At 72.4% G+C, this 14213-nt stretch carries 11 protein-coding genes; 7 read left to right on the forward strand and 4 right to left on the reverse strand.

Going from position 1 to position 14213, the window contains the following annotated elements; genetic code table 11:
* Positions 1–15: 15 nt before the first annotated feature.
* Positions 16–774, reverse strand: a complete 759-nt coding sequence (grpE, locus tag ACGFIQ_RS15010) for a nucleotide exchange factor GrpE (RefSeq protein ID WP_393243799.1) — start codon at positions 772–774, stop codon at positions 16–18.
* A 48-nt stretch (positions 775–822) separates the two neighbouring features.
* Positions 823–2691, reverse strand: a complete 1869-nt coding sequence (gene dnaK, locus ACGFIQ_RS15015) for a molecular chaperone DnaK (RefSeq protein WP_393243801.1) — start codon at positions 2689–2691, stop codon at positions 823–825.
* A 220-nt stretch (positions 2692–2911) separates the two neighbouring features.
* Between dnaK and ACGFIQ_RS15020 the strand changes: the two genes are divergently transcribed.
* From ACGFIQ_RS15020 to ACGFIQ_RS15030, 3 genes are read left to right on the forward strand one after another with little or no spacing between them, the layout of a single operon-like run.
* On the forward strand, positions 2912–4753 hold the full coding sequence (locus ACGFIQ_RS15020; protein WP_393243803.1) for an ABC transporter: 1842 nt from the start codon (positions 2912–2914) through the stop codon (positions 4751–4753).
* Positions 4750–6435 (forward strand): GTPase, encoded by a 1686-nt coding sequence (locus ACGFIQ_RS15025; protein ID WP_393243805.1) that lies wholly within the window; start codon positions 4750–4752, stop codon positions 6433–6435. Before ACGFIQ_RS15020 ends, ACGFIQ_RS15025 begins: the two co-directional genes overlap by 4 nt.
* A 57-nt stretch (positions 6436–6492) precedes the next feature.
* The gene (locus tag ACGFIQ_RS15030; RefSeq protein ID WP_393243807.1) at positions 6493–7716 is read left to right on the forward strand and encodes a hypothetical protein; all 1224 of its coding nucleotides are present in this window, start codon (positions 6493–6495) and stop codon (positions 7714–7716) included.
* 118 nt (positions 7717–7834) lie between these two features.
* On the opposite strand, the gene ACGFIQ_RS15035 is transcribed toward ACGFIQ_RS15030, so the two are convergent.
* The gene (locus ACGFIQ_RS15035; RefSeq protein ID WP_393243809.1) at positions 7835–8458 is read right to left on the reverse strand and encodes a phosphatase PAP2 family protein; all 624 of its coding nucleotides are present in this window, start codon (positions 8456–8458) and stop codon (positions 7835–7837) included.
* A 267-nt stretch (positions 8459–8725) separates the two neighbouring features.
* Entirely contained in the window at positions 8726–9643 is a 918-nt protein-coding gene (locus ACGFIQ_RS15040; protein WP_393243811.1) for a hypothetical protein, read from the reverse strand.
* Positions 9644–10164: 521 nt separating this feature from the next.
* Between ACGFIQ_RS15040 and pdhA the strand changes: the two genes are divergently transcribed.
* The 4 genes from pdhA (at position 10165) to ACGFIQ_RS15060 (ending at position 14176) form a co-directional block, all read left to right on the forward strand.
* Positions 10165–11340, forward strand: a complete 1176-nt coding sequence (gene pdhA, locus ACGFIQ_RS15045; RefSeq protein WP_393243813.1) for a pyruvate dehydrogenase (acetyl-transferring) E1 component subunit alpha — start codon at positions 10165–10167, stop codon at positions 11338–11340.
* Complete coding sequence (locus ACGFIQ_RS15050) at positions 11340–12329, forward strand: alpha-ketoacid dehydrogenase subunit beta (RefSeq protein ID WP_393243815.1); 990 nt, start codon at positions 11340–11342, stop codon at positions 12327–12329. Before pdhA ends, ACGFIQ_RS15050 begins: the two co-directional genes overlap by 1 nt.
* Before the next feature lie 5 nt (positions 12330–12334).
* Positions 12335–13819: a dihydrolipoamide acetyltransferase family protein gene (locus tag ACGFIQ_RS15055; protein WP_393244037.1), complete on the forward strand. Its 1485-nt coding sequence runs from the start codon at positions 12335–12337 to the stop codon at positions 13817–13819.
* 219 nt (positions 13820–14038) lie between these two features.
* Positions 14039–14176 carry a hypothetical protein gene (locus ACGFIQ_RS15060; protein ID WP_165435866.1) on the forward strand — a complete coding sequence of 46 codons (138 nt, stop codon included), beginning with the start codon at positions 14039–14041 and terminating at the stop codon, positions 14174–14176.
* Positions 14177–14213: the final 37 nt, after the last annotated feature.

Consider the following 14213-nt stretch of genomic DNA (forward strand, 5'->3'; position numbering starts at 1 on the left):
GGTCACTGTCTCGCACTATTCCGGGTCCGCGACCGCGACCAGCGCGGGACGCAGCAGCCGCTCACCGAGCTGGTAGCCGCGCCGCATCACCTGGACGCAGGTCGGCTCGCTGACCTCGGCCGAGGTCTGGTGCGCGACCGCCTCGTGGCGGGTCGGGTCGAACGCGTCGCCCTGCTCGCCGAAGGCGTTCAGGCCGAACTTGCCCAGTGCGGTGGTGAGTTGTTCCGCCACCGTGCCGAACGGTCCGACCAGGTCGCCGTGTTCCCGAGCCCGGTCCAGGTCGTCGAGGATCGGCAGCAGCGCGGCCAGCACCGAGCCGGTCGCCTGCTCCTGCACCAGGTTGCGGTCGCGGTCGACCCGCTTGCGGTAGTTGGCGTACTCCGCCGACACCCGCTGCAGGTCCCTGGTCCGCTCGTCCAACTCGGCCCGGAGTGCCTCCAGCTCGGCGCCGAGCGACGTGCCCGTGCCAGCGCCGTCGACCGGCTGTGCCGGGGCGTCCACCACCGGTGGACCGGTTGGCTCCGGTCCGTCGGTGGAGTTGACCTCGACCTCGATCTCGTCGACCACGACCTCGGCGTCCTCGACCAGACCCTCGGCCGGCACACCGGTCTCCGCGTCGGCGGCGGTGCCCTCCGGCTCCGCCGTGTCGACGAGCTTGCGCTTGTTGCGGATGACGACCCGCTCCCCGTCGCCGGTGGTCGGCTCCGTGGGCGCGGAGCCACCCGGCGTCGACCCGGTGTCGCCCGGGTCGGCGGCTCGTGGCTTCTGCGTCATGCGGCTACCTCATCCCCTTCGCCGTGGATACGTGTCGGAGGCCGACTGTCACTTCTTGCCGTCCTCGTCCACGATCTCCGCGTCGACCACGTCGTCGGCCGCACCGGCCTGCGCACCTGTCGCACCGGTCGCGCCGGCCGCACCCGGGCCGGGCTCGCCACCCGGCTGCTGACCCTGCTCGGCCTGCTGGGAGTAGAGCAGCGAACCAGCCTCCTGGGAGACCTTCGCCAGCTTCTCGTGGGCGGACTTGATCTTCTCGATGTCCTGACCGCCGAGGGCGCCGCGCAGCTCGCCGAGCGCCTCGTTGAGCTGCTCCCGGTTTTCACCGGGCAGCTTGTCGCCGCTCTCGGCGAGGAACTTCTCGGTCTGCCACTGCAGCGCCTCGGCCACGTTGCGAGCCTCGGCGTCGTCGCGACGGCGCTTGTCCTCCTCCGCGTGCTCCTCGGCGTCCCGGCGCATCCGCTCGATGTCGTCCTTCGGCAGCGAGGAGCCGCCGGTGATCGTCATCTTCTGTTCCTTGCCGGTGCCCAGGTCCTTGGCGTGCACGTTGACGATGCCGTTGGCGTCGATGTCGAAGGCGACCTCGATCTGCGGCACACCGCGCGGCGCCGGCGGGAGGCCGGTCAGCTCGAAGGTGCCGAGCTTCTTGTTGTAGGCCGCGATCTCCCGCTCACCCTGGAACACCTGGATCAGCACCGACGGCTGGTTGTCGTCCGCCGTGGTGAAGACCTCGGAGCGCTTGGTCGGGATGGTGGTGTTGCGCTCGATCAGCTTGGTGAAGATGCCGCCCTTGGTCTCGATGCCCAGGCTCAGCGGGGTCACGTCGAGCAGCAGGACGTCCTTGACCTCACCCTTGAGCACACCGGCCTGGAGGGCGGCGCCGACGGCGACGACCTCGTCCGGGTTGACGCCCTTGTTGGGGTCGCGACCGGTGAGCTGCTTGACCAGGTCGGTCACGGCGGGCATCCGGGTCGAACCGCCGACCAGGATGACGTGCTCGACGTCGGAGATCTTGATCCCGGCGTCCTTCACGGCCTGCTCGAACGGGCCCTTGCAGCGGTCCAGCAGGTCCTGCGTCATCCGCTGGAACTCGGCGCGGCTCAGCGTCACGTCGAGGTGCAGCGGGCCGGCCGCGCCGGCGGTGATGTACGGCAGGTTGATGTTGGAGGTGGTGGCGGCGGACAGCTCGATCTTGGCCTTCTCGGCGGCCTCACGGAGGCGCTGGAGGGCCATCTTGTCCTGACCGAGGTCGATGCCGTGCTCACCACGGAACGTCTTGACCAGGTGGTCGATGATCCGCTGGTCCCAGTCATCGCCACCGAGGTGGTTGTCACCACTCGTCGACTTGACCTCGATGACGCCCTCGGCCAGCTCCAGCAGCGACACGTCGAAGGTGCCGCCGCCGAGGTCGAAGACCAGGACGGTCTGCTCCTTGGAGCCCTTGTCCAGCCCGTACGCCAGGGCAGCCGCGGTCGGCTCGTTGACGATCCGCAGCACGTTGAAGCCGGCGATCTCACCGGCCTCCTTGGTGGCCTGGCGCTGGCTGTCGTTGAAGTAGGCCGGGACGGTGATCACCGCGTCGGTGATCTGCTCGCCCAGGTACGCCTCCGCGTCCCGCTTGAGCTTCATCAGCGTCCGGGCCGAGATCTCCTGCGGGGTGTACTTCTTGCCGTCGATGTCGACGGACCAGTTCGTGCCGACCTCGCGCTTGACCGACCGGATCGTCCGGTCCGGGTTGGTCACCGCCTGGCGCTTGGCGACCTCGCCGACGAGCACCTCGCCGTTGCGGGCGAACGCGACGATCGACGGGGTCGTCCGCGACCCCTCAGCGTTGGCGATGACTGTGGGTTCACCGCCCTCGAGAACGCTGACGCAGGAGTTCGTCGTGCCGAGGTCGATACCGACCGCACGTGCCATCTTCGCTTCCTCACTTCGTAAGGTTGTGCAGGTGACGGGCATCGCCCGCGGCTGCTTGGCGAGCACCGCCCGCAGCGGGCCCCACCACAAGTTGAGTGAACTTGACTCAATAGTGCCACGCGTTGGCGAATCGTCAAGTCGGGTTGAGTCACCCCGACGCAACTCAGCCATTCCTACCGTCCGGTTGTCTTCCCTTGCATCGGTCGGGCACGCTTTAGCGGTGACGACGCACGGCGATTCCGCCACCCGTTCCGGCGCGCCCGCCGTCGCAGCCCGCACCGGCCCGCCGGACGCCGCGGAGGAGCCGCCCGCCACCACCGGGGACGACAGCCTCCCCGGCGCCCTGTCGGGTCTCCGGGAGGCGATAGGTGCGACCCGGTTTCCTCTCGCACTGCCCTCCGCCGGCTCCGCCCGGCACACCGCCGCCGCCCTCACCGACCAGCTCGACGACTACCTGCTGCCCCGGCTCGCCCGGCTGGACGCCCCGCTGCTCGTGGTGGTCGGCGGCTCCACCGGCGCGGGCAAGTCGACACTTGTCAACAGCCTGGTCAAGGCCCGGGTCAGCGCCGCCGGCGTGCTCCGGCCGACCACCCGCTCCCCGGTGCTGGTGTGCAACCCGTCCGACGCGGCGTGGTTTCGGCAGGGTGACCTGCTGCCCGGGCTGACCCGCACCACCGAGCCGAGCGACGATCCGCGCGCCCTGCACCTCGTCACCGCGCCCGCCCTGCCCGCCGGGCTGGCCTTCCTCGACGCACCCGACATCGACTCGGTGGTCGACGCCAACCGGGCGCTCGCCACCCAACTGCTCGCCGCAGCCGACCTCTGGCTGTTCGTCACCACCGCCGCCCGGTACGCCGACGCGGTGCCGTGGGAGCTGCTGCGCAGCGCCCGGGCGCGTGGCGCGGTGATCGCCATGGTGCTGGACCGAGTGCCCGCCGAGGCCACCGACGAGATCGCCGCGCACCTGGCCGAGATGCTCGCCGAACAGGATCTCGGCCGGGCGCCGCTGTTCGTGTTGCCGGAGACCTGGGTCGACGGTCAGGGGCTACTGCCCGAGGGCGTGACCGCGGCGCTGGCCGACTGGTTCGCCCGACTGGCCGGCGACGCGGAAGCCCGCTCGGCCGTGGTCCGCCAGACCCTGGACGGTGCGCTGGCCGCGCTCCACCCCGCCGTCGAGGAGCTGGCCACCGCCGCCGACGCGCAGGTCACCGCCGCCGCCGAGCTGGACGAACGGGTCCGGGCCGCGTACCGGGGTGCCGAACGCACAGTCGAGCAGGGGCTCCAGGACGGCCGACTACTCCGGGGCGAGGTGCTCGCCCGCTGGCAGGAGTTCGTCGGCACCGGGGAGTTCTTCCGCACCCTGGAGGCCCGGATCGGTCGCCTCCGCGACCGGGTCGTCGCCGCTGTCACCGGTCGCCCGGCGCCCGCCGTCGAGCTGCGCAACGCCATCGAGTCGCAGCTGGTCACGCTGCTGCGCGGGGTGTCCTCGGAGGCCGCCGAATCCGCGTACACGGCGTGGAAGGCGCACCCGGCGGGCTCCGGGCTGATCGATCCGGCGCTCGCCCACCCGAGCGACGACCTCCCGGAGCGCGCCGAACGCATGGTCCGGGACTGGCAGCGCGGGGTGTTGGAGCTGGTCCGGGTCGAGGGCGGCGACAAGCGGTTCGTGGCCCGCACCGCCGCGTACGCGGTCAACGCCACCGGGTTGGCCGTCATGATCGCCGTCTTCGCCTCCACCGCGTTCATCCCGACCGGGCTGGAGCTGGCCACCGGGGCGGGCACCACCGTCGCCGCGCAGGCGGTGCTCCAGGCGATCTTCGGGGACCAGGCGGTGCGTACCCTCGCTGCCAAGGCCCGCACCGACCTGCTGGCCCGGGTGCGGACGCTGCTCGACGCGGAGGCCGACCGGTTCCTCGGCCGCACCGCCGACGCCCGCCCCGCCGCGGACGCCGGCGACGGGCTGCGCCGGGCCGCCGGTCGGGTCGAGCTGGCCCGGCACCGCAGCGGCCTGACCGCGGGCGGCGACACCCAGCCGTCGGGCCACGAGGAGGCTTCCCGGTGACGAACATCACCGGTCGGGTACGCGAGGCGTTCCGCGGTGACCAGCGGGTCGACGCCGACGCGCTGGTCGCCCGGCTGGACGCGGTACGCCGCTTCCTGACCGCCGTGGACGGCCTGCTGCCCGACGCCGAGCTGGTGCCCGCGCACACCCTGGTCGAGCGGGCCGGCACCCGGCTGGCGCTGTCCCGGGACCACACGGTGGTCGCGTTGGCCGGCGCCACCGGCAGTGGCAAGTCCAGCCTCTTCAACGCGTTGGCCCAGTTGGCGCTCTCGCCGGTCGGGGTGCGCCGGCCGACCACCGGGGTCACCCACGCCTGCGTGTGGGGGCCGTTGGAGGGCGCCACCCGTCTGCTCGACTGGATCGGCGTGCTGCCCCGACACCGCTTCGTGCGGGAGAGCGCCCTGGACGGGGACGACGAGACGGCACTGCACGGGCTGATCCTGCTCGACCTGCCCGACTTCGACTCGGTGCAGCGATCCCACCGCCTGGAGGTGGACCGGCTCCTCGGCCTGGTCGACCAGGTGGTCTGGGTCGTCGACCCACAGAAGTACGCCGACCGGGTCATCCACGACAGCTACCTGCGCGAGTTCCACAGGCATCGGGACGTCACGCTCGTCGTGCTCAACCAGGCCGACCGGCTGCCCCCGGCCGAGGTGCCGCGGGTCCTGGACGATCTGCGCCGACTGCTCGACACGGACGGGCTGACCGGTGTGCCGCTGCTGGCGACCACCGCCATCGACCCGCCCGGGATGGTGGGGCTGCGCGGCGCGCTGGAGCGTACGGTCGCCGAGCGGCAGGCCGCGCTGCGCCGGCTCGCGGGTGACGTCGACACGGTCGTCGCCGGGTTGGACGAGCTGGTTGGCTCGGCCCGCCCGGCGGGTGGCCCGGACGGCTCGGCGCTCGACGGGCTCAACCGGGCGTTGGCCGGAGCGGCCGGCGTGCCCGCGGTCACCGAGGCGGTGGAGCAGGCGTACCGGCATCGGGCCGGCGCGGCCACCGGCTGGCCCGTGGTCCGGGGCTGGCGGCGGTTGCGACCCGACCCGCTGCGTCGGCTGCATCTGCCCGGCCCGACCGGCGACCGGGTCGACCCGGCGGAGAGTCTGGTCGCGGCCACCTCCGTCCCGGAGCCATCGGCCGCCCAACGTTCGGCGCTCGGTCTCGCGATCCGCGCGGTGGCCGACCGGGCCGCCGCCGACCTGCCCGCCGCCTGGCCCGGTGCGGTGACCTCGGCCGCCCGGTCCCGCCTGGGCGACCTGCCGGACGCACTGGACCGCACGATCGCCGGCACCGACCTCGGCCTGGGCCGTCGGCCGCTGTGGTGGCGGCTCGTCGGCGGCGTGCAGTGGCTGGTCACCCTCGCCGCGGTGGTCGGGCTCGGCTGGTTGCTTCTCGGGTACGCGCTGCGCGCACTCGGCCTGCCCGCGCTGGACAACCCGATGGTCGGTCAGGTGCCGCTGCCCACCCTGCTGCTGCTCGGCGGCCTGCTGGCCGGGCTGCTGGTGGCGGCGCTGACCCGGCCGGTGGTGCGGTGGGCCGCCCGGCGCGCTCGGGCCCGCGCCGAGCAGCGGCTGACCGCGAAGGTGGCCCTGGTCGGCGAGGAGTACGTGCTGGCACCGGTACGGACCGTGCTCGACTCGTACGCGCAGGCACGCGACGCGCTGCGGGAAGCCGCCCGCCGCTGACGCCCCGCGCGGCTCGCTACCGCTCTGCATCGGCTCCGGGCGGCGTAGGGTCGGAGCATGGCCACGCCTGAGACCCCCTACGACGCGGTGCTGCACGCCGCACGCGACGTGACCAAGCTGGAGTCCGCCCTCGACGCCGAGATGCTCGGCAGCGCGCTGCTGGGCAGTGTCTACGCCATCGCGGAAACCGACCGCGACACCGCCGTACGGGAGTTCGTCACCGGGTTCCTCGCCGCCACCGCGCGCCGCCGGATCGCGGCGGCCACCACCATCCGACAGGTCTTCGCCGCGCTCGTCCCGGACGCCGAGGGCACCGAGCGGGTCCGTCCGGGCACCCAGGCGCCCGCCTGGTCCGGGCAGCTCGGCCGGGTGCACCTCACCGGCACCTGGGCGTACGGCGACGTGTACGGCGACCAGACCTCCTACCTCGCCACCTTCGCGTACGACGACGCCTCCGGTGGCGGCGAGCACGCGCTGGTCGCCCTGGTGGACCACAACATCGGGATCACCAAGGACATCTTCGTCGGTGGGCCGGCGGAACGGATCCTGGACCAGGTCCGACAGATGTGCGCCGACGACGAGTTGACCTGGTTCCGTACCGAGAATCCGGCCCGGCTCCGGGGCGAGGTGGCCCGCCACCTCGCGGTGACCGACGACCTCAGCGAGTTGCCCGGCGAGGGTTCCCTGGCGACCGACCGGGCGCTTGTCGGTGCCCGGCTGGCGTTGCTGCCCACCGCCGCCGATCCGACCGGCCCGGCGGAGGTCGAGCCGCTCTCCGCGGCCGAGCGCACCGACCTGGTCCGGCGGTTCCTCGCCGCACCGGAGGCCGCCCGCTTCGGGCTGGACACCGTCGACGGCGCGGAGTTGGCCTCCCTGCACTTCTGCCTGAGCCTGGTGCTGGACCATTCGGCGAGCTTCCCGGACGGCGACCCGATGCGCTGGAGCCCGGCGGTGTCCGGGCTGTTCCTGCTGGACTGGGTGCACCGCCGCGCCGTGCTGGACATGGACGACGCGGCGATGCTGCCCCGGGTGCTGCGCGCCTGGGCCCGGTACGCGTCCCGCCAGCGCGGGCTGCCCGAGGCGGCGGCGACGCGCACCGACGAGGCGATCGAGGAGATGGTGCCGGAGTTCGCCCGCCTCTACTCGACGGGTGAGCGGCGCAGCCCGGCGACCGCCGCGGTGGCACAGCTGATGGCCGACGGGGTGGACCCGGACGACCCGGCCGCCCTGGACGCCTGGATCGAGGCCAACCGGCACCGTCTCGCCGACGACGGCGCCTGACGGTCCACCCGGGGCGGGCGACATGTCGTCCGCCCCGGCTCTCGTCCGCCCCGGCTCTCGTCCGGCACCGGCTCTCGCCCGCCCGGCGGCGGGGGCCCCGGTTGGGAGCAGATCGCGGTCAGCGCAGCGCGCCGAAGACCACCGCGGCGATTAGCGCACCGAGCACACCACCGGCGAGGACCTGCGACACCGTGTGATCCCGCAGCCGTACCCGGGACCAGCCGACCAACACCAGCAGCGGCGCGGCGACGACCAGCCGGGCCCCGAAGGTCAGCACCAGGATGACAAGTGCGCCGGCGGCCACCGCCGAGTGGATCGACATCTTCCACCAGTGGCTCACCGACACGGCGACCACGAGGCCGACCAGCCCGGCCACGGCCAGCGCCAGCACCGGGCGGGGCGCACCGAGCACGACGAGCAGGGCGAGCCCTGCGGTCACCGAGGCGAGGCCGACAAGCAGCGGCGCACGGCGCTGCTCCCGACGGCCGACGTGGTGGTCGGTGAGCCGGCCACGGCGTACCCCGCCGACGACGTAGGCGAACGGGATGCCGATGACGAAGAGCGTGGCGAGCAGACCCCAGAGCAGACCCTGGCCCGGACGGCGCGCGCTGTGCCAGCTCACGGTGACGATCAGCAGCGACACCAGCACGGCCGGCGCGCTCACCTCGGTGACCAGCCGGGCGACCCGCAGCCCCGGGCCGGGCCGGGCGATGACCGGGCGGAGTTTCGCACCGCCGCCCACGCCACCCCCTCCGGTACGTGCCCACCGTCGGAACCGGGTCAGCCACGCCTGATCGTCACCGTACCGTCGCGGGCGCCGTGCGGTGCGTCGGTCAGACCAGCGCGGACCGCCCATCGGCGGGCGTGGAGGAACGGGCACCGTGCGGTGCGTCGGTCAGACCAGCGCGAGCCGGCCATCGGCGGGCGTGGAGGAACGGGCACCGTGCGGTGCGTCGGTCAGGCCGGTGCGGACCCGCCGTCGGCGGGCATCAAGGGACGGGTGCGCTGGTCAGGCCAGCGCGGGCCGGCCATCGGCGGGCGTGGCGGGAACGGCCGGAGGCGACGGGACCGCTGGGCCGGGCTGGCTGGTCGGTTCGGCCGGGGTGGCGGGTGGCCCGGGGATGCTGACCGGCGCGGACGGCGCCCTGGTCGGCACGGCGGTCGCCGTCGGGGCGTCCGTCAGCGTGGGCGTGGGTGTCGGCAAGGGCGTGGGCGTGGGGTCCAACGTGGGCGTCGGCTCCAGGGTCGGGTCCGGGTCGGGGTCGGTCGGGTCCGGATCCGGGTCAGTCGGGTCCGGGTCAGTCGGGTCCGGGTCCGGGTCAGTCGGGTCCGGATCGGGGTCGGTCGGGCCTGGATCGGTCGGGTCCGGGTCGGTCGGGTCCGGGTCGGTCGGATCGGGATCTGTCTGGTCCGGGTCGGTCGGGTCCGGGTCGGTCGGGTCCGGGGCCGGGGGGCCGGGTGGGGGCACGGCGGGCCAGGTGCCACGGGTGGGCTTCGGCGGCGGCGGTGGGTAGGTCGCCACCCGGCCGGGGCCGGTCGGCTCCGATGGAGGCCCTTCCGAGGTACGCCCCGGAGGCGCGGGCAGCCAGCCGCTGGTCGGCCCGACGCTTGGGGTGCCGGGTGGCGGGAGCGCCGGCTGGCTGGTCATCGGCAGTGGGATCACCACCGGCCCGACCGACGGGGTCGTGATGAACGGGGCGCTGCTGTCCGGCAGCGCGGTGCTGCCCGGGGTGGCCGAGCCCGCGCTGATCGCGGCGAGGATGGGCATCGACGCGGTGCCGGCCAGCAGGGCGACGGTGAGCAGGTAACCCCGGGTGGCGCCGCCCGCGCCGGGAGCACGGTGGACACCGACCACCCGTCGGTAGCCACCGGCCGACCGATGCCGGCCGAGTGCTGGTGTGCCGGGACCATCACCTGGCTCGTGCACCGCACACCCCTTGTCGTCGGCCGTCGGAGGACATGGATGGACGCCGCCAGCCCCAAAGCCGGCATATGACCTGATAGGCGCGATCCTGCGGGAATCAGCCTGACCCAGTTACCCTCCGTTAGCCAGCTTCCACCGCGTGTCGACACGCGATGCTGTCCGAACGGTGACGAATCATCGCCGGGTCGCCTGTGCAACGCAGGCCGGCATGATGGCGACAAACGACGTCAAAGGGTGGGCTGTCGGAATCCGGGGCGGGCGTACTGTGGGCGCGCTCACCTGCTCTGCGAATATGGAGCACGACGGCAACGCAGCCGTGACCTCCGCGCACCCTCGCGGCAGGCGCGGCCCGGCGCCGGCGCTCCCGATCCGGGTTCGGCCAGAACCCGGCTCACGCCGTGCGGCAACCCCCACCGGGGCTAGGCGCGGCCGCCAGGAACCGGTCCGGCAGAAGCCGGACAGGCGCACGAGTTGCGTGGCCGGATTACCCCCGGTGCCGACGCAGACACGACAGGGAGAGACCGATGGCAAAGGGCGACCCCGGGGGCACCACCCGCGGCAGGCGGGCGGCACCCCGCTCCAAGAAGGGCACGGCCGGCGACCCCGAGCTGGTGCAGCTGCTCACCCCCGACGGCGAACGGATCGACAGCGTCACCGGGCCGGACGGCACCGAATACCGCGTCGACTTCACCGACGAGGAGTACCGCGGCCTCTACCGCGATCTGGTGCTGGTTCGCAAGCTGGACGCCGAGGCGACCGCGCTCCAGCGCCAGGGCGAGTTGGGCCTCTGGGCCAGCCTGCTCGGCCAGGAGGCCGCGCAGGTCGGATCGGGGCGGGCGCTGCGGACGCAGGACATGGCCTTCCCGACCTACCGGGAGCACGGCGTCCTCTACTGCCGGGGCATCGACCCGATCATGCCGCTCGGTCTGTTCCGCGGTGTCGACCAGGGCGGGTGGGACCCGAACGAGTTCAAGTTCAACATGTACACGATCGTCATCGGCGCGCAGACCCTGCACGCGACCGGCTACGCCATGGGCATCACCATGGACGGCAAGACCGGTACCGACGACGGCGAGGCCGCGATCGCCTACTTCGGCGACGGGGCCACCAGCCAGGGCGACGTGAACGAGGCGTTCGTCTGGGCGAGCGTGTTCAACGCCCCGCTCGTCTTCTTCTGCCAGAACAACCAGTACGCGATCTCCGAGCCCCTGGAGCGGCAGACCCGCGTCCCGCTCTACCAGCGGGCCGCCGGCTTCGGCTTCCCCGGCGTACGGGTGGACGGCAACGACGTGCTGGCCTCGTACGCGGTCACCCGCACGGCGTTGGACAACGCCCGCCACGGGCAGGGCCCCAGCATGATCGAGGCGTACACCTACCGGATGGGCGCGCATACCACCTCCGACGACCCGACCCGCTACCGCATCGCCAGCGAGGTCGAGGCGTGGCAGGCCAAGGACCCCATCACCCGGGTCAAGGCCTTCCTGGAGAAGCAGCAGATCGCCGACGCGGCCTTCTTCGCCGACGTCGACGAGCAGGCCCGCCGCGAGTCGGTGCACCTGCGCGAGCGGGTGCTCGACATGCCCGACCCGGAGCCGGTGACGATGTTCGACCACGTCTACCCGAACGGTTCCCCGCTGCTCGACGAGCAACGTGCGCAGTTCAGCCGCTACATGGAGTCCTTCGAGGGGAGCGCCCACTGATGGCCACGGAGACGCTCACCATCGGCAAGGCCCTCAACACCGGCCTGCGCCGCGCCCTGGAGAACGACTCCAAGGTCATCATCATGGGCGAGGACGTCGGCAAGCTCGGCGGCGTCTTCCGGATCACCGACGGCCTCCAGAAGGACTTCGGCGACCAGCGGGTGATCGACACCCCGCTGGCCGAGTCCGGCATCATCGGCACCGCCGTCGGTCTCGCCATCCGTGGCTACCGGCCGATCTGCGAGATCCAGTTCGACGGCTTCGTCTACCCCGCGTACGACCAGATCGTGTCGCAGGTGGCGAAGATGCACTACCGCTCCGGCGGCAAGCTCAACATCCCGATGGTGATCCGCATCCCGTACGGCGGCGGCATCGGCGCGGTCGAGCACCACTCCGAGTCGCCCGAGGCGTACTTCGCGCACACGGCCGGCCTGAAGGTGGTGACCTGCTCCAACCCGCAGGACGCGTACGTGATGATCCAGCAGGCCGTCGCCTCGGACGACCCGATCGTCTTCCTGGAGCCCAAGCGGCGCTACTGGGAGAAGGGGCAGGTGGACCTGGACGCGCCGCTGTCCGAGGCGTACCCCCTGCACTCGGCCCGCGTGGTGCGGCCCGGCACGGACGTGACCGTGCTGGCCTACGGGCCGATGGTGCGGACGTGCCTGGACGCGGCGACCGCCGCCGCGGAGGACGGCCGGGAGCTGGAGGTCATCGACCTGCGCTCGCTCTCCCCGCTGGACCTGGCGGCGGCGTACGAGTCGGTGAGGCGCACCGGCCGTGCGGTCGTGGTGCACGAGGCTCCGTCGAACCTCGGCCTCGGCGCCGAGTTGGCCGCCCGGATCACCGAGGAGTGCTTCTACTCCCTGGAGTCGCCGGTGCTGCGGGTGACCGGCTTCGACACCCCCTACCCGGCCGCCCGGGTCGAAGAGGAATACCTGCCCGATCTCGACCGGGTGCTCGACGCCGTCGACCGCACCTTCGGCTGGTGAGCGCCATGTCCCGGATCAAGACGTTCAACCTGCCCGACCTGGGCGAGGGGCTGACCGAGGGCGAGATCCTGGCCTGGCTGGTCAAGGTCGGCGACACGATCGAGCTGAACCAGCCGATCGTCGAGGTCGAGACGGCCAAGGCGGCGGTGGAGATCCCGGCGAAGTGGGCCGGGCAGGTGCAGGCGATCCACCACCCGGAGGGCACGACTGTCGAGGTCGGTACGCCGATCATCGCGATCGACACCGACCCGGGCGCCGGCCCGCTGGAGGCGCCGTCGACCACCGCCACGCCGAGCGGCGACCTGCCCACCCCGTCGGCGGCCTCGCTGGCTGCGGTGGAGTTGGCCCCGGCCGAGGGCATGGTGGAGCCGGGCCTGATCGGCGGTGCCGCCCCGGGCGGTCGGACGGCGGTGCTCGTCGGCTACGGCCCACGAACGACGGCCGCAAAACGCCGCCCCCGCAAGAACGCCCCCGTCCCCGCCCAGCCCGCCACCCCCGCTGGGGTCGATCATGGAGTTGTGGTGGGTGACAAACCAGCCGCGATCCCCACGATTCCGGCACCACAAGTCCATGATCGACGCGATGGGGCGAGCGGCGGGGCGAGTGGCGGGGCCGTGTTGGCCAAGCCGCCGGTGCGGAAGCTTGCCAAGGATCTTGGGGTTGATCTCGGCACGGTGACCGGGTCGGGGCCGCTGGGCTCGATCACCCGGGAGGACGTACACCGGGCGGTGAACGGCGCGGTCGCGGTGGCGGAGCCACTCGCGGTGACGACGGCTCCCAGCTTCGGCGCGGACCGGGAGCAGCGTATCCCGGTCAAGGGGGTCCGCAAGCTCACCGCCGAGAACATGTCCCGCTCGGCGTTCACCGCCCCGCACGTGACGGAGTTCCTGACCGTCGACGTGACCCGGGCGATGAAGGCACTGGACCGGCTGCGCGGCCGGCGGGAGTGGCGCGACGTACGGGTCTCGCCGCTGCTGCTGGTGGCGAAGGCGGTGCTGCTGGCGGTGCGGCGTCACCCGATGGTCAACTCGACGTGGGCCGGCGACGAGATCGTGGTGAAGGAGTACGTCAACCTCGGCATCGCGGCGGCCACCGAGCGGGGCCTGATCGTGCCGAACATCAAGGACGCCGGCCGACTCTCGTTGCGCGAGTTGGCGGACTCGCTGACCGACCTGGTGCAGACGGCGAAGTCCGGGCGCACCTCGCCGGCGGCCATGTCCGGCGGCACCCTGACCATCACCAACGTCGGCGTGTTCGGGGTGGACACCGGCACTCCGATCCTGCCGCCGGGTGAGTCCGCGATCCTGGCCTTCGGCGCGGTGCGGGAGATGCCCTGGGTGCACAAGGGCAAGGTCAAGGTCCGCCAGGTCACCACCCTGGGGCTGAGCTTCGACCACCGGATCATCGACGGTGAGCTGGGTTCGAAGTTCCTGCGCGACATCGGCGACTTCCTCGCGGACCCGGAGGCGGCGCTGCTCGCCTGGACCTGATCGGTTCGAGACGCCAGCCACGGCCGGTGTGCCACGGGTTAACACCCGGCACACCGGCCGTGTCGTTTCGGCAACGGAAGCGTCGGCCAAGCAGCCTGTTGACCTTCGATTGTTAGGCGGGTGTCCCAGCTCACCTAATAATCGATGGAAGTTCCCGGGGTTCTGCGGTTGAATAGACACATCAGGGGCTGACAACCGAATAGCTAGGGGGACCCACCAATGAGCATGATCGAGCGAATCCGCAACCACCGCGACGCCACCCGCCGCGCCCGTGCCATCGAGCACGCGCTGCGCTCGGCGAACTCGCCGGCAGTTCGCGAGGAAATCCTCGTCATCGCCCAGCGTCACATGAGCTGACGCTCCACGACTTTCCTCACCTCCTCCAGATCGATGG

The sequence above is a fragment of the Micromonospora sp. NPDC048898 genome, assembly GCF_043198035.1.
In the GTDB taxonomy this organism is placed as follows: domain Bacteria; phylum Actinomycetota; class Actinomycetes; order Mycobacteriales; family Micromonosporaceae; genus Micromonospora.